The following is a 24340-nucleotide window of genomic DNA, read 5'->3' as shown; positions in this document are numbered from 1 at the left end:
AGGCGCTGCGCCTCCGGCTTTTCTTTGTGCTATAGTAGCGCCCCTTTTCCACCAGATGCTTAAAAGTTCGCCATGTCGTCAGAATTCCAGACCGCTTTCCCTGCACACCGTTTTTCCATTGCGCCAATGCTCGACTGGACGGACAGACATTGCCGCTATTTCCTGCGTCAGCTCTCCCGCCATACGCTGCTATACACCGAAATGGTCACTACCGGCGCAATTATTCACGGCAAAGGCGACTATCTGGCGTACAGCGAAGAGGAGCATCCGGTTGCGCTGCAACTCGGTGGCAGCGATCCGGCTGCGCTGGCGCAGTGCGCGAAGCTGGCCGAAGAACGCGGCTATGACGAGATTAACCTCAACGTCGGTTGTCCGTCCGACCGTGTGCAAAACGGCATGTTCGGCGCGTGTCTGATGGGAAATGCGCACCTGGTGGCGGACTGCATCAAAGCGATGCGCGACGTCGTCTCTATCCCGGTCACGGTCAAAACCCGTATCGGCATAGACGACCAGGATAGCTATGAGTTTCTGTGTGATTTCATCAACACGGTATCAGGGAAGGGTGAATGCGAGATGTTTATCATCCACGCCCGTAAAGCCTGGCTCTCAGGCCTCAGCCCGAAAGAAAACCGCGAGATCCCGCCGCTGGACTACCCGCGCGTGTACCAGCTGAAACGCGACTTCCCACACCTGACCATGTCGATCAATGGCGGTATTAAGTCGCTGGACGAGGCCAAAGCGCACCTCGAACATATGGATGGCGTGATGGTCGGACGCGAGGCGTATCAGAATCCGGGCATTCTGGCGACGGTTGACCGGGAAATCTTTGGCGTTGAGGGTGCTGACACCGATCCCGTGGCCGTAGTGCGCGCCATGTATCCGTACATTGAGCGCGAGCTGAGTCATGGTACGTATCTGGGCCACATTACCCGCCATATGCTTGGCCTGTTCCAGGGCATTCCTGGTGCGCGCCAGTGGCGTCGTTATCTCAGCGAGAACGCGCATAAAGCCGGTGCGGATATTGAGGTACTGGAACACGCGCTGCGTCTGGTTGCGGATAAACGTTAAATTTCGCTAAAAGATGGTCAAATACGCCACGCCCTGCAACACATTGCGGGGCGTTTTGCTTTCAGATCAACAACTTATTTTTGGCATGATTCTTGTAATGATCGCAGCATCATTCGGGAACTCGTGGGAGAGCACCATGCTGGAACTACTTTTTGTGATTGGCTTCTTTATCATGCTGATGGTCACGGGCGTGTCGCTGCTCGGTATTCTGGCCGCGCTCGTTGTGGCCACGGTGGTGATGTTTGTCGGCGGTTTATTTGCCCTGACGATTAAACTCTTGCCGTGGTTACTTCTGGCGATTGCGGTGGTATGGGCCATACGGGCGATTAAATCACCAAAACTGCCGACTTATCAGCGTAATAACCGCTTCCGTTACTAAGGTATTGAGGGGTACGTCACATACCTGCAACTTTTCCGGCAGCAATCTTTAGAACAGAATAGGATTTACTTATCGAATCTGTCACTATGGCTGCCGCTAAAGAATTCATCGAGCTGTACCCTACATACAGCCGAACTAAAAAAAAGAAAGGGCTTCCCATGGGAAGCCCAATTTCTTTTTATGGCTCAGGGAATTAACAGACTTGAGCCCTGGGTTGCCCGGCTCTCCAGCACCTCATGCGCACGTTGCGCATCGGTCAGCGGATATTTCTGCGCTTCTGCCACATCCACTTTGATCACCCCGCTGGCGATCAGCGAGAACAGCTCGTTGCTGGCTTCCTCAAGTTCTTCCCGATTAGTGATGTAACCTTGCAGGGAAGGGCGGGTGACATACAGTGACCCTTTCTGATTCAGAATGCCCAGGTTCACGCCGGTGACAGCCCCGGAGGCGTTACCGAAGCTCACCATCAGCCCGCGACGTTGCAGGCAGTCCAGCGAAGATTCCCAGGTGTCTTTCCCCACCGAGTCATACACCACGCGTACCTTTTTGCCACCAGTGATCTCTTTCAGCCGCTCAACGATGCTCTCTTCCCGGTAGTTGATCACCTGCCATGCGCCCGCGTCCAGCGCGCGCTGCGCTTTTTGCGCGCTGCCTGTGGTGCCGATCAGCTTCGCCCCCAGGGCTTTCGCCCACTGGCAGGCAATCAGCCCTACGCCACCTGCGGCTGCGTGAAACAGGAATTGCTCGTCAGGCTTAATTTCGTAGGTTTTGCGCAGCAGATAATAGACCGTCAGCCCTTTCAGGAATGAGGCGGCAGCCTGCTCGAAGCCGATCGCATTTGGCAAAAGCGCCGCTTTCTCGGCCGGAACGTTATGGATGGAGCTGTAAGCGCCCAGCGCCGACTGCGCGTACACCACGCGATCGCCTTCCTTAATGTGCTTAACCGCGCTGCCCACTTTGCTGACGATACCGGCCGCCTCGGTGCCCAGTCCGCTCGGCATCGACGGAGGCGGATAGAGACCGCCGCGAATATAGGTATCGATGTAGTTAATGCCGATCGCTTTGTTTTCAACCTGGATTTCGTTCTCGCCAGGTGCCGTGGGGGTAAACTCCACGGCTTGCAGTACGTCTGGCCCGCCATGTTTCTGGAACTCAATGCGTGTTGCCATGCTCCCTCCGTTAGAAAATTATGGTAATCTTTCGACCCACTCTTTATCTCGGTAACTCCATTCACTATGGCAGGAAACAAACCCTTCAACAAACAGACTGAACCCCGTGAACGTGATTATCAGGTCGCCGGGTTAAAAGTCCCGCCGCACTCGATTGAAGCGGAACAGTCGGTGTTGGGCGGTTTAATGCTGGATAACGAACGCTGGGACGACGTCGCCGAGCGCGTTGTTGCGGAAGACTTCTATACCCGCCCGCACCGCCACATCTTTACTGAAATGGCGCGTTTGCAGGAGTCGGGCAGCCCGATCGACCTGATTACACTCGCAGAATCGCTGGAGCGTCTGGGACAGCTCGACAGTGTCGGCGGGTTTGCCTATCTGGCAGAACTGTCAAAAAACACGCCAAGTGCCGCGAATATCAGCGCTTACGCTGATATCGTCCGTGAACGTGCCGTTGTCCGCGAGATGATCTCGGTGGCGAATGAGATCGCCGAGGCCGGTTTCGATCCCCAGGGGCGCACCAGCGAAGATCTACTTGATCTTGCCGAGTCCCGTGTCTTTAAAATCGCCGAAAGCCGTGCGAACAAAGACGAAGGCCCGAAAAACATCGCCGATGTGCTCGACGCCACCGTTGCGCGTATTGAGCAGCTTTTCCAGCAGCCGCACGATGGCGTGACGGGGGTGAACACCGGTTATGACGATCTCAACAAGAAAACGGCAGGTCTTCAGCCATCGGATTTGATTATCGTCGCGGCGCGTCCGTCGATGGGTAAAACGACATTTGCGATGAACCTCGTCGAAAACGCGGCGATGTTGCAGGATAAACCGGTTCTTATCTTCAGTCTTGAGATGCCCTCAGAACAGATCATGATGCGTTCTCTGGCATCCCTGTCGCGCGTGGATCAGACCCGCATCCGTACCGGTCAGCTCGACGATGAGGACTGGGCGCGGATCTCCGGCACCATGGGGATTTTGCTGGAAAAACGGAACATCTATATTGATGACTCCTCCGGCCTGACGCCGACGGAAGTGCGCTCCCGCGCGCGCCGTATCGCCCGTGAACACGGTGGCATCGGCCTTATCATGATTGACTACCTCCAGCTGATGCGTGTTCCGTCGCTTTCCGACAACCGTACGCTGGAGATTGCCGAAATTTCCCGCTCGCTCAAAGCGTTAGCCAAAGAGCTGCACGTGCCGGTGGTGGCGCTGTCGCAGCTAAACCGTTCTCTGGAACAACGTGCAGACAAGCGCCCGGTCAACTCCGACCTGCGTGAATCCGGCTCCATCGAGCAGGATGCCGACTTAATCATGTTCATCTACCGTGATGAGGTTTATCACGAGAACAGCGATCTGAAAGGGATCGCCGAAATTATTATTGGTAAGCAACGTAACGGCCCCATCGGTACGGTACGTCTGACCTTTAACGGCCAGTGGTCGCGTTTCGACAACTATGCCGGTCCTCAATATGATGATGAGTAATTTCTAAGGAATTCAAATGCAAGCGGCAACTGTTGTGATTAACCGCCGCGCTCTGCGACACAACCTGCAACGTCTGCGAGAACTGGCGCCCGCCAGTAAGCTCGTTGCAGTCGTGAAAGCGAACGCTTACGGACACGGTCTTCTTGAGACCGCGCGAACGCTCCCCGATGCCGACGCTTTTGGCGTCGCCCGTCTCGAAGAAGCTCTCCGCCTGCGCGCAGGTGGAATTACGCAACCGATTCTGCTCCTCGAAGGCTTTTTTGAAGCCTCGGACCTGCCGACCATTGCCGATCAGCACCTGCACACGGCGGTGCATAACGAAGAACAGCTGGCCGCGCTGGAAACGGCCGAACTGAGCGAGCCGGTCACCGTGTGGATGAAGCTCGACACGGGCATGCACCGCCTGGGCGTGCGCCCGGAGAATGCCGAAGCGTTTTATCAGCGGCTGTGCCAGTGCAAGAACGTGCGTCAACCGGTGAATATCGTCAGCCACTTTGCCCGCGCCGATGAGCCTGAATGCGGCGCAACGGAACAGCAGCTTGATATCTTCACCACCTTCTGCGAAGGCAAACCGGGGATGCGCTCCATTGCGGCGTCCGGCGGCCTTCTGCTGTGGCCGCAGTCGCACTTCGACTGGGCGCGTCCGGGGATTATCCTGTATGGCGTTTCCCCGCTTGAGAACAAACCCTGGGGACCGGACTTCGGCTTTAAGCCGGTGATGTCGCTGGTTTCAAAGCTGATTGCCGTGCGTGAGCACAAAGCAGGCGAGCCGGTAGGTTACGGCGGCACCTGGACGAGTGAGCGCGACACGCGGCTTGGCGTGGTAGCGATGGGCTACGGCGACGGCTATCCGCGCGCCGCGCCAACGGGTACGCCGGTACTGGTCAATGGTCGCGAAGTGAAGATTGTCGGCCGTGTGGCGATGGACATGATTTGTGTCGATCTGGGACCCGACGCGCAGGATAAAGCGGGGGACGATGCGGTGATGTGGGGCGAAGGCCTGCCGGTAGAGCGTATTGCTGAAATAACAAAAGTGAGTGCTTACGAACTTATCACGCGCCTAACCTCAAGGGTAGCGATGAAATACGTCGACTAATCACAGTATCCGGGAAGGGATATGCCACCATCTGAAATGGCTGCTTGTCTGGCCTATGCGCTCTCTGTCTGGCTGGCGGCCAGAAACAATATCAACACGTGGTGGATCGGTATTCTCGGCAGCGGGCTATACGCCTGGGTCTTCTATTCAGTGCAGCTCTATGCCGATGTTACCCTACAGCTCTTTTTCATTATCACGAGCATAACGGGTTGGGTGCACTGGCTGAAAGGAAACCGCGGAGAGGTATTGCCGGTGCGGCGAACCCACCCCAGACATTTTCTCCTTCTGCTGGCCTGTGCCGTGGCAGTAGCGGCGCTGTACGGGCTTTTATTGCATCGGTATACCAACGCCTGGGCGCCCTGGCTGGACTCCATTATTTTAACCTTCAGCATCCTGGCGCAGTTCATGCTAATGGGCCGACGCCTGGAGAACTGGTACGTCTGGCTTGCCGTCAATACCCTTGCCGTGCCGCTGTATGCGATGAGGGGCCTGCATTTGACCGCGGTTCTGTATCTGGTGTTCTGGTTTAACGCCTGGCACGGTTTATATCAATGGCGTAAGGAGATCCGCGCGCGATGAAACCTTACGCAGAGGGTCTGATTGTCGGCAAGTTCGCGCCCTTACACGCAGGACATGAATTGCTTATCAACGCTGCGCTTGCCCGGTGCGAGACGGTGTTTATCATCAGCTATTCGCTACCGGAAATGCCGGGGTGCGAACCCGAAAAGCGCCTTCAGTGGCTACAGACGCGTTTCCCGCGGTGTCGTCACCTGGTGTTTTCGCCAGAGATCGCGGCGGGCCATGATATTGAACCGCCGCCGCCCAACGACGCAGATGCCGATCGCCACCGACACTACGTGGCTACCCTGTGCGAACGCTTCTTTCACTGCCGACCGGACGCCGTATTCACTGCGGAGGATTACGGCGATGGCTTTGCCCGCGTATTAAGCCAGCGTTTTGGCAAACCGGTCACGCACGTGCGGCTTCAGCGCCCGGAGGGCCCTGATGCGCCCTCAGGCACGCTTATTCGCTCTGATGTTCATCGCTACCGCGAGATGCTCTCGGCGGAGGTTTACCGGAGTTTTGTCTTTCGAATTTGCTTATTGGGCGGCGAGTCGACGGGCAAAAGCACGCTTTCCCGGGCGTTGGCAGCAGCGCTTAACGCGCCCTATGTCGCTGAGTTCGGGCGCGAATACTGGGAAGAAAAGAACGGAGTACTGGAATGCGACGATCTCCTGCATATTGCGCGCGAGCAGGTGCGGCGTGAGGACGCAGCCAGCACGGCGCCTTATCTGATTTGTGATACGTCGCCCTTAACCACGCTGTTTTATACCCTCGACCAGTATGGCTCGGCGCCTCAGGCGCTGCACGACTTAGCCGGGCGGGACTACTCGCTGGTTGTACTGTGCGGCGATGAATTTCCCTTTGTACAGGACGGTACCAGGCAAGGCGCGGCGTTTCGCCGCAGGCAGCAGTCGTGGTATATCGCTGAACTGGCGCGCCGAAACATCCCGTATTTACGCGTCACAGGGTCGACGTCTGAGCGTATCGAACAAATTCGTGGGCATATCCAGAAACGGTTTTCATAACCTTCTCGACCTTCTCCTGCTTCCGGTTTATTGTTGAAAATCCTGCCTCATAACAATCCGGAGAACATCGCGTGTTTCAGAAAGTAGACGCCTACGCCGGCGACCCTATCCTCTCCTTGATGGAGCGTTTCAAAGAAGATCCTCGCAGCGACAAAGTGAACCTCAGCATCGGTCTTTATTACAACGAGGACGGCATCATTCCTCAACTGAAAGCCGTTGCCGAAGCCGAAGCGCGTCTTAACGCAACCCCGCACGGGGCTTCGCTTTATCTGCCGATGGAAGGGTTAAATACCTACCGTAATACCATTGCGCCGCTGCTGTTTGGTGCGGATCACGCGGTGCTCGCGCAAAAGCGCGTGGCGACTATCCAGACGCTGGGTGGCTCGGGTGCGCTGAAGGTAGGCGCAGATTTCCTGAAAAAGTACTTCCCGGATTCCGGCGTGTGGGTCAGCGACCCGACGTGGGAAAACCACGTGGCCATCTTTGAAGGCGCGGGCTTTAAGGTTGCGACCTATCCATGGTTCGACAGCGAAACCAACGGCGTACGCGTTGATGCGCTGCTGGAAAAACTGAACACCCTGCCGGAGCGCAGTATCGTATTGCTGCATCCGTGCTGCCATAACCCGACCGGTGCGGACCTCACCAATGCCCAGTGGGATGCGGTGATCGAGGTACTGAAGGCGCGTAACCTGATCCCGTTCCTCGACATCGCCTATCAGGGCTTTGGGGCGGGCATGGAGGAGGACGCCTACGCCATTCGCGCGATTGCCAGCGCGGGTCTGCCTGCGCTGGTCAGCAACTCTTTCTCAAAAATCTTCTCCCTCTACGGCGAGCGCGTCGGCGGTCTGTCCGTGGTGTGTGAAGACGCCGAAGCCGCGGGACGCGTACTCGGTCAGTTGAAAGCGACGGTCCGCCGTATTTACTCCAGCCCGCCGAACTTTGGTGCGCAGGTGGTCGCGACCGTACTGGGCGATGATCAGCTGAAAGCCACCTGGCTTGCGGAAGTGGAAGGCATGCGTAAGCGCATCCTGTCGATGCGTCAGGAGCTGGTTAACGTTCTGAAAGAGGCCGTGCCTGGACATAACTTTGATTATCTTCTCAAGCAGCGCGGGATGTTCAGCTATACCGGACTGAGCGCAGCGCAGGTCGATCGCCTGCGCGAAGAGTTCGGTGTCTACCTGATCGCCAGCGGCCGTATGTGTGTGGCGGGGCTGAATGCCGGCAACGTCCAGCGCGTGGCGCAGGCGTTTGCAGCTGTGATGTAAGTACTCACTACTTATTATCTCCCTCTCCCTGTGGGAGAGGGCTGGGGTGAGGGCATCAGGCCGCAGAAAATCTTGCCCGGTGGCGGCTGCGCCTTACCGGGCCTACATCACTCATCCACACTTTGTGATCGTCTTCTTTTTATTCAGCTTCATAAGCAAAAACTCCTTTTCTTCCCCTCCCGCTGGGGTTATGGTCGGATAGTTTTTGACCATCCGCTCAAAATAAAAAGATAACAAACTGAATATTCAGGGGAAAACATGCGCAAGATCACACTGGCGCTCAGCGCCGCCTGCTTATTGTTCTCGCTTAATAGTACCGTTGTTGCGCGGGCTTCTGCACCCACGCCGCTTTACACCGGAACCACCGCCGCCATTCTTGCCGAACAGGCCCCCATTCACTGGGTTTCAGTGGCACAAATCGAAAACAGCCTGACGGGTCGCCCGCCGATGGCCGTGGGCTTCGATATTGATGATACCGTTCTCTTCTCCAGCCCCGGTTTCTGGCGCGGCAAAAAAACGTACTCCCCGGACAGCGAAGCCTATCTGAAAAACCCGGAATTCTGGGAAAAGATGAACAACGGCTGGGATGAGTTCAGTATCCCGAAAGAGGTTGCCCGCGCGCTGATCGCCATGCACGTAAAGCGCGGCGACAGCATTTACTTCGTGACAGGACGTAGCCAGACCAAAACCGAAACCGTCTCGAAAACGCTACAGGATGATTTTCTGATCCCGGCGGCCAGCATGAATCCGGTCATTTTTGCCGGGGACCAGGAAGGGCAAAACACCAAAACCCAGTGGCTGGAAAAGAAAAATATCAAGGTGTTCTACGGTGATTCAGATAACGACATCACCGCGGCGCACGATGTGGGAGCCAGAGGCATCCGGGTGTTACGCGCCTCGAACTCCACCTACCGGCCGCTGCCAATGGCCGGAAAATTTGGTGAAGAGGTGATCGTTAACTCCGAATACTGATGCATTAACGGCGGGGTGAATGCTTTTTTAAGCAAATCTCGCCGCGCGGGTTTTACCTTTCGCTTTCTTGCTGCACACTTAGAAAGATTCATCTTTCAACACGGAGCAGCACATGTGGTATCAACAGACCCTGACCTTAAGCGCAAAACCACGCGGATTTCACCTGGTGACGGACGAAGTCATCGGGCAAATCCGCGACCTGTCGCGCGTCAAAACGGGTTTGCTGCATCTGCTGCTTCAGCACACGTCTGCTTCTCTCACGCTCAATGAAAATTGCGATCCCACCGTCCGGTCTGACATGGAGCGGCATTTTCTGAAAACCGTCCCGGATAACGCCCCGTATGACCATGATTACGAGGGGGCGGATGATATGCCTTCGCACATCAAATCCTCTTTGCTGGGGGTCTCGTTGATGCTGCCGGTCCACAACGGACGGCTGCTGCTGGGAACGTGGCAGGGGATCTGGCTGGGAGAACATCGCATTCACGGTGGTTCGCGTAAAATTATCGCAACGCTACAAGGGGAATAAAGATGACAATTTCGGAGATACTTCAGTACTGCATGAGCAAGCCGGGCGCAGAACAGAGCGTTCACAGCGACTGGAAAGCCACGCAGATCAAAGTGGGTGATGTGTTGTTCGCGATGGTAAAAGAGGTGGAGGGACGTCCTGCGGCATCGCTGAAAACCAGTCCTGAACTGGCCGACTTACTGCGCCAGCAGCACGATGATGTCAGGCCAAGCAAGCATCTGAATAAAGCACACTGGAGTACGGTGTTTCTCGACGGCTCGCTGCCAGATTCGCAAATTTACTACCTGGTAGATGCGTCGTATCAACAGGCGGTAGAACTGCTGCCGGAAACGATCCGACAGCAGCTCTCCGTGTAACGATTACAGCAACGGTTTAAGGAAGCGCGCGGTGTGCGAGGCTTCGCACTCTGCAACGGTCTCTGGTGTACCGGAGACGAGGATTTCACCGCCGCCGCTGCCGCCTTCCGGGCCGAGATCGACAATCCAGTCCGCGGTTTTAATCACGTCCAGGTTGTGCTCAATCACCACGATGGTGTTGCCCTGATCGCGCAGCTGGTGCAGCACGTCCAGCAGCTGCTGGATATCCGCAAAATGCAGGCCGGTGGTCGGCTCGTCCAGAATATACAGCGTCTGACCGGTTCCGCGTTTGGACAGCTCACGCGCCAGCTTCACGCGCTGCGCTTCACCACCGGACAGCGTTGTCGCTGACTGCCCCAGACGGATATAGGTCAGACCCACATCCATCAGGGTTTGCAGCTTACGCGCCAGCGCAGGGACGGCGTCAAAGAACTCGCGCGCCTCTTCGATAGTCATATCCAGCACTTCGTGGATGGTCTTGCCTTTGTACTTAATCTCCAGCGTTTCGCGGTTATAGCGCTTGCCTTTACACTGGTCGCACGGCACGTAGATATCCGGCAGGAAGTGCATCTCAACCTTGATTACGCCGTCGCCCTGGCACGCTTCACAGCGGCCGCCGCGCACGTTAAAGCTGAAACGTCCTGGCGTGTAGCCGCGCGAACGCGCTTCCGGTACACCCGCGAAGAGTTCACGGACGGGCGTAAAGACGCCAGTATAGGTCGCCGGGTTGGAACGTGGGGTGCGGCCAATCGGGCTCTGATCGATATCGATAACCTTGTCGAAATGCTCCAGCCCCTGAATGTCGCGGTACGGTGCAGGCTCGGCCAGCGTCGCGCCGTTCAGCGCCGTCTGCGCAATCGGGAACAGCGTATCGTTGATCAGCGTCGATTTACCGGAACCGGACACGCCGGTGATGCAGGTAAACAGCCCGACAGGCAGCGTCAGGGTCACGTCTTTCAGGTTGTTGCCGCGCGCCCCGGTTAGCTTCAGCACTTTTTCCGGGTTCGCCGCCACGCGCTGTTTTGGCACTTCAATTTTGCGCTTGCCGCTCATGTACTGGCCGGTCAGCGACTCGGGCACCGCCATAATGTCTTTCAGCGTCCCTTCTGCCACCACCTGTCCGCCGTGCACGCCAGCGCCCGGGCCGATGTCGATCACGTGGTCTGCGGCGCGAATGGCGTCTTCGTCGTGCTCAACCACAATCACCGTGTTGCCAAGGTTACGCAGGTGAACCAGCGTGCCGAGCAGGCGTTCGTTGTCGCGCTGGTGCAGGCCGATAGACGGCTCATCCAGCACGTACATCACGCCGACTAAGCCCGCGCCAATCTGGCTCGCCAGGCGGATACGCTGGGCTTCACCGCCGGAGAGCGTTTCAGCCGATCGGGAAAGCGTCAGGTAGTTCAGGCCGACGTTCACGAGGAACTTGAGGCGATCGCCGATCTCTTTCAGCACTTTTTCGGCGATTTTCGCGCGCTGGCCGGAGAGCTTCAGGTTGTTGAAGAAGTCCATCGCGTGGCCGATGCTCATGTCTGAGATGGTCGGCAGCGCCGTGTTTTCGACAAACACGTGACGCGCTTCGCGACGCAGACGTGTACCCTCGCAGGTGGCGCAGGAGCGGTTGCTGATGAACTTCGCCAGCTCCTCGCGCACCGCGCTGGATTCGGTCTCTTTGTAGCGGCGCTCCATGTTGTGCAGCACCCCTTCGAACGGGTGGCGACGCACGGAAGTGTCACCGCGATCGTTCATGTACTTGAACTCGATGTTCTCTTTGCCGGAACCGAACAGGATCACTTTATGTACGTTCGCGCTCAGGCTGGCCCACGGGGCTTCAACGTCGAACTTATAGTGCTCTGCCAGCGATTTCAGCATCTGGAAGTAATAAAAATTACGCTTATCCCAGCCGCGAATGGCGCCACCCGCCAGCGACAGCTCCGGGTTCTGGATCACGCGGTCCGGGTCGAAATATTGCTGAACGCCGAGGCCGTCACAGGTCGGGCACGCGCCCGCCGGGTTGTTGAACGAGAACAGGCGCGGTTCCAGCTCGCGCATGCTGTAGCCGCAAATCGGGCAGGCGAAGTTGGCGGAGAAGAGCAGCTCTTCCGCTTTCGCATCGTCCATGTCTGACACCACCGCCGTGCCGCCCGACAGTTCCAGCGCCGTTTCAAAGGATTCCGCCAGACGCGTCGCCAGATCTTCACGTACCTTAAAGCGGTCAATCACCACTTCGATGGTGTGTTTCTTTTGCAGCTCCAGCTTTGGCGGATCGGACAGGTCACACACTTCGCCATCGATACGGGCGCGGATATAGCCCTGGCTTGCCAGGTTTTCCAGCGTTTTGGTGTGTTCACCCTTACGCTCTTTAATGATTGGCGCCAGCAGCATCAGGCGTTTGCCTTCCGGCTGAGACAGCACGTTATCCACCATCTGGCTGACGGTCTGGGCCGCCAGCGGAACGTCATGATCCGGACAACGCGGCTCGCCCACGCGCGCATACAGCAGACGCAGGTAGTCATGGATTTCGGTAATGGTACCGACCGTAGAACGCGGGTTATGCGATGTGGATTTCTGCTCAATGGAGATAGCAGGAGACAACCCTTCAATGTGGTCGACATCCGGTTTTTCCATCAGCGACAGGAACTGACGCGCGTACGCCGAGAGCGATTCAACGTAACGACGCTGTCCTTCGGCATACAAAGTGTCGAAAGCCAGTGAGGATTTGCCAGACCCCGAAAGCCCGGTCACGACGATGAGTTTGTCGCGAGGGATTATGAGGTTGATATTCTTGAGATTGTGGGTGCGGGCGCCCCGAACTTCGATCTTATCCATTCACCTTTCCCGGTTGGAACACGGATTGCCTGATTTGTTTGAAGGACAAACGGCTGTCAGAAACGGCTAATTATGACACAAAATGACCTGTTTGAATATACAGTATTGGAATGCATTTTCTGATTCACTGTGTAACAATGTCGAGTCCGCGAGAGAACTCTGGAACATGCTACGCAACTATCAAAGTGTCGCATGGAAATGGTACACTCGCGCGTTTACACTATTAAGAAACGTATTCAGGAGACACGAACATGGCCAGCAGAGGCGTAAACAAGGTGATTCTCGTCGGTAATCTGGGCCAGGACCCGGAAGTACGCTACATGCCGAGTGGTGGCGCAGTTGCCAACATTACGCTGGCTACTTCCGAATCCTGGCGTGATAAAGCGACCGGTGAAATGAAAGAGCAGACCGAATGGCACCGCGTTGTGCTGTTTGGCAAACTGGCTGAAGTGGCCGGTGAGTATCTGCGTAAGGGTTCTCAGGTCTATATCGAAGGCCAGCTGCGTACCCGCAAATGGACCGATCAATCCGGTCAGGAAAAATACACCACGGAAGTGGTGGTCAACGTAGGCGGCACCATGCAGATGCTGGGTGGTCGTCAGGGCAGTGGCGCACCGGCAGGTGGCGGCCAGCAGCAGGGCGGTTGGGGTCAGCCTCAACAGCCTCAGGGCGGCAATCAGTTCAGCGGCGGCGCGCAGTCTCGTCCTCAGCAGCAGTCTGCTCCGGCACCGTCTAACGAACCGCCAATGGACTTCGACGACGATATCCCGTTCTGATATCCAGACGCGTGAAACACAAAAAACCCAGACAATGTCTGGGTTTTTTTATAACAGGCTATCAGGTAATCACCATCGGCCAGTCTGGCGGAGTGTGGCTCATGGCTTCAACCATCACCACTTTAATGTTTTCCCAGACGGCGGCCATATCCACCAGCGTAATGCCGAGCAAACCTGTCGCGAACCAGCATGCGGCACCCAACCCTAACAGGGTGCTAATCACAGCAAGACCTGCGTAGTCGGACTTTCGGAACTGAATGTTTAACGTGCTGGCCAGGAACATCAAAACCGCGCTCAACAACGGCCAGCGCAGGAGCACCATGCTGGTGGTAATGGTTGCCATAAAACCCATCCTCGACAAAACAGACGAACTGGAATGAAACAATGTTTCTCGTTACATAAGATGTGTGAACTATATCACATTTGCTGTTTTATTCGCCAGTATCGTATGAGGTAAAAGTGGGTTTATAACCGGGGAAAATATATCGTACTCGCTCAGATCGGCGCTTAGCCGGAATTTTTATTTTTAATTCATTCAGATAGCAAAACCTTTGCAAAACACCCTCGGCTGTATAGCGTTTACAGCAGTATGTCTATGGATTATGCTTGTGTGGAACAATAAATGTACCCGCAAAAATAATTCATCACATTGAATTATTTGGTTTTTTTTGGATTTTTATTCTTTTTTAACACTCAGCATACTCTTTGATTTCGTGGTCTTATTCTTTTATTCAGATATGAGTTATTGCGGTTGCTCTCTCGATTAATGACCTGCGAAAAGATAATGAAAGAAAAAAGACGCGAGATTATTAACGACAGCATGCAGGCTCTGCACGCCCTGGCGAAGCTGATGCCACAACTCAACGCGCAGTTTTCGCCGGTTGAAATGCTGGAAATCATCAACAGCGCACTGGGGGCAAATCTCTCGTGGGTCAGTGTCGAATCCGCAGACGGGCCGCGCGTGGTTTGTGCCGGCGACGTGACGTGTCACGCCTTCAACGTGGCGGATTTTCTTGCCAGCACCCTGTTGCAGCGGCATCACCGCGCCTGGCGCGTTATCTACTGGAAAGAGCATATTGGCCGGGCGGTATTTTCCCCTCAGCACCCGGGCTATGCGCGGCTGCAAAGCGGCGTGCTGTGTAAACTCTCAGCGCATGGCAGACAGTGCAGTGGTTATTTCTTTTTGGCTTTTAATGAAAAACTGACCTCGTTGCCGATATTGAAAAATATCGTGGTGGTATTGGTCGAGAAGCTAAAAGATTATTTTGATGACATCATCGTGCGGGAAAAAACAGCGCAAGAGATGCAGCGCGTCGTCACGCAATATAAAACTTTATTTGAACGTGCTCCGGTATTGATGAACGCCTTTGACAGACATAACCGGTGTGTATTGTGGAACGCCGAATGCGAAAAAGTCTTTGGCTGGAGTATGACTGAAATCGGTGAGCACCCCGATCCGCTGGCCCTGTTTTACCCGGATCCCGAGGAGCGACAGCGCGTGCAGGAGTCGGTTCGTTTCGCACCACTTAAGGATATGTACGAATGGCACCCGGTGCGTAAAGACGGGACGCCGTTAACCATCCTCTGGTCAAACATCCTTTTACCGGATAACTCCATTCTCAATATTGGCCTCGATATCACCGAACGTAAAAAAGCAGAACAGCAGCTGACCGTCAAAGCCACCACGGACGATCTGACGGGCTGTCTGAATCGCTCGACAATTTTACAGCGGCTCAAAATGGCGCTGGCAGCCAGTTCGCCGCAGGATGTCAGTAGCCACTTCTGTCTCCTGATGTTCGACCTCGATTATTTCAAGCAGATCAACGATCGGTGGGGACATCAGGTTGGCGATGCGGCATTGATTCACTTTTGCGACCGTATTCGCGAAGTGAGCCCGGCCGGGTCGGCACTGGGACGGGTAGGGGGCGAAGAGTTTGTTCTTCTGCTGGCGCGTACGGATGGTATGGCCGCTACGTTGCTCTCTTCCCGGCTGCGTGCCGCGCTGATCTCAAAACCGCTGCGTGTGGGCGATAAAACGCTGGTGCTCTCTTTCAGCGCCGGGGTGGTTGAAGTCTGTCACGGGCAACGGGATACTTCTGCCATACTGATGCGTGCCGATCAGGCATTATATGACGCCAAGCGTACGGGAAGAGGAAAAACGGTTCTGGCGTCTGATTATTTATAAATCAGCATAAGAACAAAGAGCAGGCTATTTCAGCCAACAAATTTTCCACACATGTCGCGGGTAATTATTATCCTTATCAGAAACGAAATGAATACTTTTAGTTTGGCTTACGGGAAAATATTATCGGCATCACGAATTTTAGGATTTTTAATACCAAAAGTCAGTTGCTAACTTCCCATGATTCATACAACGTAATCACCTGTTTATCAAAGCAGCCGGTCTTCATTGCTACAGGCGTACAACATGCAGGGATACAGAGCGGGAAATGAATCGTAGCGCGCGGCGCAAAATGCTCAAAGCGGTCGGGATTATCATGGTAGTTATGCTGCCGGTGATGCTTGCGCTATGGTTTGCCCAGCTTAGAGCTGTGTCGGAAATCAGCGCTCAGCTGCGCACGTTTGCTGAACTTGCTTTAAACAAAACTGAACGGGTTATTCAACAGGTTGATATGGCCCGGGAAGACGCGGAAAAATATCAGGGTAAAGTGTGTACGCCGGAGCATCGTCAATATATGTTGAACGTTTCCCGCGGTCGCCTTTTTGTTGCCGATTTAATTTATGCTGAAGGCCAGGACTTTCTCTGCTCGACCCTTTTTACGCCGGATCATCCTTACATCATCCCCGCTGCCAATTACACACGTAAACCCGACGTTGCTATCTATTATTTTCGCGATACGCCATTTTTTAATGGTTATAAAATGATATATATGCAGCGCGGAAATTATGTCGCAGTGGTCAACCCGCTTTCGTACAGTGAGGTGATGTCAGACGATCGTTCCCTGTCGTGGGGAGTGTATGACACCGTCAGCAATGCATTCTTTTCTGTGAGTCAGGAAGCCAATATTTCTTTATTGCATTCGATGCTCCGACATCAGGAAACGACTTTTCAGAAAGATGACCGTTTTTATACGATCGTAAAATCAGAACAGAGGCCCATTGCGGCCATCGTTTCAACCTCCAATGCCCGTTTTTATAAAACGCTTTATCATCAGGCTACTCTGACGCTACCGCTGGGGATGATTTGCAGCATTATTATTTTGCTGGTGTGGTCGCGAACACACCGTGAATTCAATTCGCCTGGCCGACTTCTGCACCGGGCGCTGAATAAACGCCAGCTGTGCGTCCATTATCAGCCCATTATTGATATAAAAAATAACCAGTGCGTGGGAGCAGAGGCGTTGTTGCGCTGGCCAGGATTCAACGGTCAGGTTATGAGCCCGGCGGAATTTATTCCCCTGGCCGAAAAAGAGGGGATGATTGAGCGCATTACGGATTACGTCGTGGAGGAGGTGTTCACCGATCTGGGCCATTTTCTTGCCGCTCACCCCGATCTGTATGTCTCGATTAACCTGTCGGCGTCAGATTTTCACTCTTCGCGTCTTATTGCCCTGATCTCCGACAAAGCCCGCTTTTACTCGGTTCGCGCGCAGCAAATAAAAATTGAGGTGACGGAGCGGGGGTTTATTGACGTGCCGAAAACCACGCCGGTCATTCAGGCGTTTCGCCAGGCGGGGTATGAAGTGGCGATTGATGATTTCGGAACCGGCTACTCTAACCTGCATAACCTCTATTCGCTGAACGTCGATATCCTGAAAATCGACAAATCTTTTATCGATACCTTAACCACCAACAGCACCAGCCACCTGATTGCCGAGCACATCATTGAGATGGCGCAAAGCCTGCGGCTGAAAACCATTGCGGAAGGGGTCGAGACGGGGGAGCAGGTGAGCTGGCTGCTGAAGCGTGGCGTGCAGTATTGTCAGGGATGGCACTTCGCGAAAGCGATGCCGCCCCAGGCATTTATGGCCTGGCAGCAGCAACCCTTGCGTTAACACGCATTAATTGAGCTGATGGCGGTAGTCGCTCGGCGTACGGTCATACTCGCGGCGGAAGACGCGGGAAAAGGTCTGCTGCGACACATAGCCCAGATCCATTGCGATATCAAAAATGGGCCGCTGCGTTGAGCGTAACGCCTGCGCCGCCAGCAGGAGCCTGCGCTGGCGAATGTAGTCACCCAGCGTTTGATGCATTACGGTGCGGAACATTCTCTGTAAATACCATTTCGAATAGCCCGACTTCTTAGCGACCACATCAATGTTCAACGGCTGGTCGATATGTTCATCAATCCATTCAATAAGCGTCTGAATAATTTGCTGATGCGACATAAGGTTACCCCTCTGTGGAGACATCTGTCCTGGTTGATTCGTCGTTTTCTCTGCGGGGGAGTATAATTCCTCAAGTTAACTTGAGGTAAAGAGGTTTTATGGAAAAGAGATTACCGCGCATCAAAGCGCTGTTAACCCCCGGTGAAGTGGCGAAACGAAGCGGCGTAGCGGTGTCGGCGCTCCACTTCTATGAAAGCAAAGGGTTAATAAAAAGTATCCGTAACGCCGGAAACCAGCGGCGCTATACCCGCGATGTGCTCCGCTACGTGGCGATTATCAAAATTGCGCAACGTATCGGCATCCCCCTGGCTACCATCGGCGACGCGTTCGGCGTATTGCCGGAAGGACACTCGCTGAGCGCGAAAGAGTGGAAGCAGCTGTCGTCCCAGTGGCGAGAAGAACTGGATCGTCGTATTCACACGCTGGTGGCCCTGCGCGATGAACTGGATGGCTGCATTGGTTGCGGGTGTTTATCACGTAGTGATTGTCCGCTGCGTAACCCGGGTGACAGGCTGGGCGAGCAGGGAACAGGGGCGCGGTTGCTGGAGGAGGATTGAGAGGTGTTTGCCGGGTGCTTCGCTTACCCGGCCTTCGCTCTCGGTTTTGTAGGCCGGGTAAGGCGCAGCCGCCACCCGGCAACAAGCATAAAGAACTAAAGCGCCACTAAGGGCGCTTTAGTTTTTTCCGGTCTTTGTCTTTCTCTCTATCCCGCTGGCTCACGGGAGGGTTTCCCCCGACATCAGTACTCCTCGTGTCGAGCTTATGGAGGAGGTTCCGGTTTGTACTGACACTTTAATTCTATGCCCGGCCGCCGTTTTTGCCACCGGAGATGATGAGATTTTAGCCGAATTTTTTTCGTGAAGTTGTTCAGTTTTCTATAGTTAAAAAGTATGAATCACCGGAGAACATCATGCTAACGGTCCACCACCTTAACCAGTCTCGTTCCCATCGCGTCCTCTGGGCGCTGGAAGAGCTGGGTCTGACATATGAGATTGTGCGCTACCAGCGCGAAAAAACCATGCTCGCACCAGACGCGCTCAAAAAAGTGCATCCGCTGGGAAAATCCCCGGTATTGGAAGATAACGGACTGGTTCTGGCTGAATCAGGCGCGATTCTGGAATATCTTCAGGAAACGTACGATTCGGCGTCACGATTCAAACCGTTAGATCCCGCCCATAAAGTGCAGTATCGCTTCTGGCTGCATTACGCCGAAGGGTCCTTGATGCCGCTGCTGTTAATGAAGCTGGTATTTAACAGCCTCGGCAAACCCCCCGTCCCGTTTGGCCTGCGCACGCTGGGTAAGGCGCTGGGGCAGGGGGTGCAAAAAGCGTATCTCAACCGCCAGCTGGAAACGCATGCGCGCTTTATTAACGATCATCTTGCCGAAAACAGCTGGTTTGCCGGCGACACGCTGACCATGGCGGACATCCAGATGAGTTTTCCCCTCTTCGCCCTGCTGGCGAGAGGCGGCATCGACAATCTCGACCACATAGCGGCGTGGAAACAGAGAGTGGAGGCACGTCCGGGCTGGCAGACAACGCTTGCGAAAGGCGGCCCGCTGACGATACCCGGCGGGGGATGAAATGTAACGAAATTGCGCATGGACGATAACGTTTGCGCATCCTCTGCTTAATTCTTCATCGTCATGAGGCAATTTTAGCGAAAAACGAGAAAGTTCAGTTGAAAAGGGCGGGTATTAGGCTAGATAATCGTTTGCCTACATTTGACCACCCGTTTTGTAAGCGCGGAGCTAAACGTTTGCTTTTTTTGTGACGCCCCTTTCGTCGCAAACGCAGCACAAGGATTTGACGTTTCGCTGGCAGTGGAGTCTCCACCACGCTTACGGACTTTCAATAAAAATTTTCAGGGGATGTTTTCTATGTCTACGCCATCTGCGCGTACCGGCGGTTCACTTGACGCCATGTTTAAAATTTCTGCTCGCGGCAGCACCGTGCGCCAGGAAGTTGTTGCCGGTCTGACGACGTTTCTGGCGATGGTGTACTCCGTCATCGTGGTGCCGGGCATGCTCGGCAAAGCGGGCTTCCCGCCAGCGGCGGTCTTTGTTGCCACCTGCCTGGTTGCGGGTGTGGGTTCGATTGTGATGGGCCTGTGGGCGAACCTGCCGCTGGCGATCGGGTGCGCCATCTCCCTGACCGCGTTTACCGCCTTCAGCCTGGTGCTGGGCCAGCATATCAGCGTCCCGGTAGCGCTCGGCGCGGTGTTCCTGATGGGTGTACTGTTCACCGTGATCTCTGCTACCGGCATCCGTAGCTGGATTTTGCGCAACCTGCCGCAGGGCGTGGCGCACGGCACCGGTATCGGCATCGGCCTGTTCCTGCTGCTGATCGCTGCCAACGGCGTGGGTCTGGTCATCAAGAACCCGCTGGACGGCCTGCCGGTTGCGCTGGGTAACTTCGCGAGCTTCCCGGTAATTATGTCGCTGGTGGGTCTGGCGGTGATCATTGGCCTGGAAAAACTGAAAGTGCCGGGCGGCATTCTGCTGACCATTATCGGCGTGTCCATCGTCGGTCTGATCTTCGACCCGTCCGTTCATTTCTCCGGGATTTTCGCCATGCCGTCGCTGAGCGATGACAACGGTAACTCCCTGATTGGCAGCCTGGATATTGTGGGCGCGCTGAACCCGGTGATCCTGCCAAGCGTGCTGGCGCTGGTAATGACCGCGGTGTTTGACGCCACCGGGACCATCCGCGCGGTGGCGGGGCAGGCTAACCTGCTGGACAAAGACGGCCAGATCATTGACGGCGGCAAAGCGCTGACCACCGACTCCCTGAGCAGCGTTTTCTCTGGCCTGGTGGGTGCAGCGCCAGCGGCAGTGTACATTGAGTCCGCAGCGGGTACGGCGGCAGGCGGCAAAACCGGCCTGACGGCTATTACCGTTGGCGTACTGTTCCTGCTGATCCTGTTCCTCTCTCCGCTCTCTTATCTGGTGCCAGCTTACGCGACTGCACCTGCGCTGATGTACGTCGGCCTGCTGATGCTGAGCAACGTGGCGAAAATCGACTTTGCTGACTTTGTTGATGCCATGTCCGGTCTGATCACCGCGGTCTTTATCGTGCTGACCTGTAACATCGTGACCGGCATTATGATCGGTTTCGCCTCGCTGGTGATTGGGCGTCTGGTCTCCGGTGAGTGGCGCAAGCTGAACATCGGTACCGTTGTCATCGCCGTTGCGCTGGTGGCGTTCTACGCGGGCGGCTGGGCAATTTAAGTTATCCATTGATGCGAAAACGGGTGGCTCAGGCCGCCCGTTTTTATTTTCAGGACTCATCCCGTTGTCTTTTACGTTACTCTGGAGAGGATAGAATAAGAGGCACGACGCCTCAGGTTTGGCTTAAAAAGAAACACAGCAAACAGGGAACGCATGGAAATTTTCTTCACAATACTCATCATGACCCTTGTGGTCTCATTATCCGGGGTGGTTACACGCGTACTGCCCTTCCAGGTCCCCCTGCCTTTAATGCAAATAGCTATCGGTGCGCTGCTGGCGTGGCCGACGTTCGGTCTGCACGTGGAGTTCGATCCGGAACTGTTCCTCGTGCTGTTTATCCCGCCGCTGCTGTTTGCCGATGGCTGGAAAACGCCGACGCGCGAATTTCTTGAGCACGGGCGAGAGATCTTCGGTCTGGCGCTGGCGCTGGTGGTCGTTACCGTGGTCGGGATTGGTTTCCTGATCTACTGGGCCGTACCGGGGATCCCGCTTATACCCGCCTTTGCGCTGGCTGCCGTGCTGTCGCCGACCGACGCCGTGGCGCTGTCCGGCATTGTGGGCGAAGGGCGCATTCCTAAGAAAATCATGGGCATTTTGCAGGGCGAGGCGCTGATGAACGACGCTTCCGGCCTGGTCGCCCTGAAGTTTGCCGTGGCGGTAGCCATGGGCACCATGGTCTTTACCGTCGGCGGTGCAACCCTCGAATTCTTCAAGGTGGCGATTGGCGGTATCCTCGCAGGCTTTGTTGTAAGCTGGCTGTACGGTCGTTCGCTGCGCTTCCTCAGCCGCTGGGGCGGCGATGAACCGGCGACGCAGATCGTCCTGCTGTTCCTGCTGCCGTTCGCCTCTTACCTGATTGCCGAACATATCGGCGTGTCGGGCATTCTGGCGGCGGTAGCCGCGGGGATGACCATCACCCGCTCCGGCGTGATGCGCCGGGCGCCGCTGGCGATGCGTCTTCGCGCGAACAGTACCTGGGCGATGCTCGAGTTTGTCTTTAACGGCATGGTGTTCCTGCTGTTGGGCCTGCAACTGCCGGGCATTATGGAATCTTCGCTGATCGCGGCCGAAGCGGATCCAAACGTTGAAGTGTGGATGCTGTTTACCGATATCGTACTCATCTACCTTTCGCTGATGCTGGTGCGTTTCGGCTGGCTGTGGACGATGAAGAAGTTCAGCGTTCGCTTCCTGACCAAAAAGCCGATGGAGTTCGGCTCCTGGACCACGCGCGAGCTGCTGATTGCCTCTTTCGCGGGCGTTCGCGGGGCGATCACCCTTGCTGGTGTGCTCTCCATTCCTCTGCTTCTGCCGACGGGCGACGTCTTCCCGGCGCGCTACGAGCTGGTGTTCCTGGCGGCGGGCGTGATCCTCTTCTCCCTGTTTGTCGGCGTAATTATGCTGCCGATTCTGCTGCAGCATATTGATGCGGGTGACACCTCGCAGCAGCATAAGGAAGAGCGGATTGCCCGCGCGGCGACGGCGGAAGTAGCGATTGTCGCCATCGAGAAGATGGAGGAGCGTCTGGCCGCCGATGCCGAAGAGAACATTGATAACCAGCTGCTGAAGGAAGTCAGTTCACGCGTGATTGGTAATTTGCGTCGCCGTGCTGACGGACGTAACGACGTGGAAAGTTCGTTGCAGGAAGAGAACCTCGAGCGCCGTTTCCGCCTGGCGGCGCTGCGCTCCGAGCGTGCCGAGCTGTATCACCTGCGCGCGACGCGGCAGATCAGCAACGAGACGCTGCAAAAGCTGCTGCACGATCTGGATCTGCTGGAAGCGTTGTTGATAGAGAATCAGTAGCGCTGTAATTGCCCGGTGGCGCTGCGCTTACCGGGCCTACGTGCTCGATCGGTTCCCTCTCCCTATGGGCTGAGGGTTCCCCACAAATTAATGCGAGCACTGAGCAATCCCCTCGCCCCTCCGGGGAGAGGGTTAGGGTGAGGGGAACATACGGCGGTGGTGGTCATTCCGTTCACTTTATGTTCCTTGCTACTCTGTAACGACATGACCGGTGAACGTGCCAGGGTGGCTCAGTCGCCACCACCCTGGCGACCCGGGCTCCCGGCGGTAAATCGCCGCTTCGCGGTGCCCTCGGCTTATTCCTTCCGGCTTATCGGGTACGGGGGGAGGCAACGTCCCTGTAAAGCCGCCCTCTCGGCGCATCCCTGCGCCTCGCCCCGGCCGGAAGGCAAACGCCTCAGCGATTTACAGCCGGACCAGGGCATCGCTGACAGCCCTCAGTCATTTAGAAAGCAACTTTATTGCTTCTGCATAAAAAAATTACTGGGGAACCCTCAGCCCTATGGGAGAGGGTTAGGGTGAGGGTACCCAAAACCCCTCACAGCATTGCAACCACGCCTGTGCGCTGTGCGACAGATACACCCCTTCACGCCAGATCATCCCTAACTGCCAGTGCAGATCGCTCTCCAGCGGGATCCAGCGCAGCGTGTTTTTATCCAGCCGCTCGCAGATCGGCTGCGGCAGAATGGCTATCCCCACGCCCGCCTGTACCATCGCTGCCAGAAAATCCCACTGGCCGCTGCGCACCGCAATGCGCGGCTTTACGTTGTGCTGGTTAAACAGCGCCATCAGCTGGCGGCTTAAGGCGAAATCTTCGTTGTAAATTAGCAGCGGGTGTTCGCCGAGCAGCTCGGGTTTTACTGATTCAATCTTCAGCCAGTCGCCGGAGCGCGGCACCAGCACGCACAGCGGGTGGCTGAACAGCGGCAGCGTTGCCAGCCCGCTCTCTTCTTCCACGGGAAGGGCCGTCATGGCCACGTCCAGTTCACCGTTCATCACCGCCTGCTGCACGGTCAGGCCGCCAAATTCAGAAATTTTTAGCTCAACGCCGGGATAGCGCTGGCGAAACAGGCTAATCGGCCCGGCCATCATCATGCCGACCATCGGCGGAATGCCGAGCCGCAGCAGCCCTTTTGTCAGGTGGTTGATGTCCCCAAGCTCGGCCTCCAGCTGGCGGAACTCCGCCAGAATTGCCAGCCCGCGCTCGAACACCACGCGACCGGTATCGGTCAGCAGCAGCTTGCGCCCGTCGCGGATCAGGAGGGTACAGTTCAGCTCATCTTCGAGGTTTTTCAGCATCTTACTGATGGTAGGCTGGGTTACGAATAACTTCTCCGCTGCGCGGGTAAAACTTTGCTGGCGAACCACCTCGACAAAATAGCGCAGCGTTCTTATGTCCATGATTATTCCTCGAAACTATACCTTCGATGATTTTAATTCATTTCAGTCGATACCGTA

22 protein-coding genes are annotated in these 24340 nt (G+C 55.6%); 17 read left to right on the top strand and 5 right to left on the bottom strand.

Going from position 1 to position 24340, the window contains the following annotated elements:
- The first annotated feature begins 72 nt into the window (after window positions 1–72).
- On the top strand, window positions 73–1068 hold the full coding sequence (gene dusA, locus C3451_RS17365; protein ID WP_003860304.1) for a tRNA dihydrouridine(20/20a) synthase DusA: 996 nt from the start codon (window positions 73–75) through the stop codon (window positions 1066–1068).
- Window positions 1069–1204: 136 nt separating this feature from the next.
- Entirely contained in the window at window positions 1205–1447 is a 243-nt protein-coding gene (gene pspG, locus C3451_RS17360) for an envelope stress response protein PspG (protein ID WP_017382623.1), read from the top strand.
- A 185-nt stretch (window positions 1448–1632) separates the two neighbouring features.
- Here pspG and C3451_RS17355 read toward each other — a convergent pair whose 3' ends face one another.
- Window positions 1633–2616, bottom strand: a complete 984-nt coding sequence (locus tag C3451_RS17355; protein WP_022646744.1) for a quinone oxidoreductase — start codon at window positions 2614–2616, stop codon at window positions 1633–1635.
- Window positions 2617–2682: 66 nt separating this feature from the next.
- Between C3451_RS17355 and dnaB the strand changes: the two genes are divergently transcribed.
- The 8 genes from dnaB to C3451_RS17315 all read left to right on the top strand — a co-directional run bounded on the left by dnaB (window position 2683) and on the right by C3451_RS17315 (window position 9902).
- A complete protein-coding gene (dnaB, locus tag C3451_RS17350; RefSeq protein WP_003860298.1) occupies window positions 2683–4095 on the top strand; it encodes a replicative DNA helicase in 1413 nt (470 codons plus the stop codon).
- Window positions 4096–4111: 16 nt separating this feature from the next.
- Window positions 4112–5191, top strand: coding sequence for an alanine racemase (gene alr / locus C3451_RS17345; protein WP_032627027.1), 1080 nt, complete (start codon window positions 4112–4114; stop codon window positions 5189–5191).
- 21 nt (window positions 5192–5212) lie between these two features.
- Window positions 5213–5770, top strand: coding sequence for a nicotinamide riboside transporter PnuC (gene pnuC / locus C3451_RS17340; RefSeq protein ID WP_045620927.1), 558 nt, complete (start codon window positions 5213–5215; stop codon window positions 5768–5770).
- Entirely contained in the window at window positions 5767–6780 is a 1014-nt protein-coding gene (locus C3451_RS17335; RefSeq protein ID WP_038415072.1) for an AAA family ATPase, read from the top strand. The genes pnuC and C3451_RS17335 overlap by 4 nt, the downstream gene beginning before the upstream one ends.
- A gap of 71 nt (window positions 6781–6851) precedes the next feature.
- Window positions 6852–8045 (top strand): aromatic amino acid transaminase, encoded by a 1194-nt coding sequence (gene tyrB / locus C3451_RS17330; protein ID WP_022646748.1) that lies wholly within the window; start codon window positions 6852–6854, stop codon window positions 8043–8045.
- A gap of 258 nt (window positions 8046–8303) precedes the next feature.
- Window positions 8304–9017, top strand: a complete 714-nt coding sequence (aphA, locus tag C3451_RS17325; RefSeq protein ID WP_003860292.1) for an acid phosphatase AphA — start codon at window positions 8304–8306, stop codon at window positions 9015–9017.
- A 112-nt stretch (window positions 9018–9129) separates the two neighbouring features.
- Entirely contained in the window at window positions 9130–9546 is a 417-nt protein-coding gene (locus C3451_RS17320; RefSeq protein ID WP_023305263.1) for a secondary thiamine-phosphate synthase enzyme YjbQ, read from the top strand.
- A 2-nt stretch (window positions 9547–9548) separates the two neighbouring features.
- Window positions 9549–9902, top strand: coding sequence for an MmcQ/YjbR family DNA-binding protein (locus tag C3451_RS17315; RefSeq protein ID WP_006810472.1), 354 nt, complete (start codon window positions 9549–9551; stop codon window positions 9900–9902).
- A gap of 3 nt (window positions 9903–9905) precedes the next feature.
- Here C3451_RS17315 and uvrA read toward each other — a convergent pair whose 3' ends face one another.
- Complete coding sequence (gene uvrA, locus C3451_RS17310; RefSeq protein WP_003860287.1) at window positions 9906–12728, bottom strand: excinuclease ABC subunit UvrA; 2823 nt, start codon at window positions 12726–12728, stop codon at window positions 9906–9908.
- 251 nt (window positions 12729–12979) lie between these two features.
- Here uvrA and ssb1 point away from each other — a divergent pair, with 251 nt between their 5' ends.
- Entirely contained in the window at window positions 12980–13504 is a 525-nt protein-coding gene (ssb1, locus tag C3451_RS17300; RefSeq protein ID WP_045620928.1) for a single-stranded DNA-binding protein SSB1, read from the top strand.
- A gap of 61 nt (window positions 13505–13565) precedes the next feature.
- On the opposite strand, the gene C3451_RS17295 is transcribed toward ssb1, so the two are convergent.
- The gene (locus C3451_RS17295) at window positions 13566–13847 is read right to left on the bottom strand and encodes a YjcB family protein (protein WP_022646751.1); all 282 of its coding nucleotides are present in this window, start codon (window positions 13845–13847) and stop codon (window positions 13566–13568) included.
- Window positions 13848–14288: 441 nt separating this feature from the next.
- On the opposite strand from C3451_RS17295, the gene C3451_RS17290 reads away from it, so the two are divergent.
- Window positions 14289–15689, top strand: a complete 1401-nt coding sequence (locus C3451_RS17290; protein ID WP_124304357.1) for a sensor domain-containing diguanylate cyclase — start codon at window positions 14289–14291, stop codon at window positions 15687–15689.
- Window positions 15690–15954: 265 nt separating this feature from the next.
- Window positions 15955–17520: an EAL domain-containing protein gene (locus C3451_RS17285; protein ID WP_045620929.1), complete on the top strand. Its 1566-nt coding sequence runs from the start codon at window positions 15955–15957 to the stop codon at window positions 17518–17520.
- A 6-nt stretch (window positions 17521–17526) separates the two neighbouring features.
- Here C3451_RS17285 and soxS read toward each other — a convergent pair whose 3' ends face one another.
- The gene (soxS, locus tag C3451_RS17280; RefSeq protein ID WP_045620930.1) at window positions 17527–17853 is read right to left on the bottom strand and encodes a superoxide response transcriptional regulator SoxS; all 327 of its coding nucleotides are present in this window, start codon (window positions 17851–17853) and stop codon (window positions 17527–17529) included.
- A gap of 98 nt (window positions 17854–17951) precedes the next feature.
- Here soxS and soxR point away from each other — a divergent pair, with 98 nt between their 5' ends.
- From soxR to C3451_RS17260, 4 genes are all read left to right on the top strand, one after another.
- On the top strand, window positions 17952–18410 hold the full coding sequence (gene soxR, locus C3451_RS17275; RefSeq protein ID WP_003860275.1) for a redox-sensitive transcriptional activator SoxR: 459 nt from the start codon (window positions 17952–17954) through the stop codon (window positions 18408–18410).
- Between the two features lie 353 nt (window positions 18411–18763).
- Entirely contained in the window at window positions 18764–19435 is a 672-nt protein-coding gene (locus C3451_RS17270) for a glutathione S-transferase (protein ID WP_022646756.1), read from the top strand.
- A gap of 297 nt (window positions 19436–19732) precedes the next feature.
- Complete coding sequence (gene ghxP / locus C3451_RS17265; RefSeq protein WP_022646757.1) at window positions 19733–21082, top strand: guanine/hypoxanthine transporter GhxP; 1350 nt, start codon at window positions 19733–19735, stop codon at window positions 21080–21082.
- 153 nt (window positions 21083–21235) lie between these two features.
- Window positions 21236–22882 carry a Na+/H+ antiporter gene (locus C3451_RS17260; RefSeq protein WP_022646758.1) on the top strand — a complete coding sequence of 549 codons (1647 nt, stop codon included), beginning with the start codon at window positions 21236–21238 and terminating at the stop codon, window positions 22880–22882.
- Window positions 22883–23395: 513 nt separating this feature from the next.
- On the opposite strand, the gene C3451_RS17255 is transcribed toward C3451_RS17260, so the two are convergent.
- Entirely contained in the window at window positions 23396–24283 is an 888-nt protein-coding gene (locus tag C3451_RS17255) for a LysR family transcriptional regulator (RefSeq protein ID WP_022646759.1), read from the bottom strand.
- Between the last annotated feature and the right edge of the window lie 57 nt (window positions 24284–24340).

The sequence above is a fragment of the Enterobacter sp. 301B genome, from assembly GCF_003850715.1.
GTDB classification, from domain to species: domain Bacteria; phylum Pseudomonadota; class Gammaproteobacteria; order Enterobacterales; family Enterobacteriaceae; genus Enterobacter; species Enterobacter intestinihominis.
Note: the sequence above shows the minus strand (reverse complement) of the source record. Positions and strands in the feature narration are given on the sequence as shown.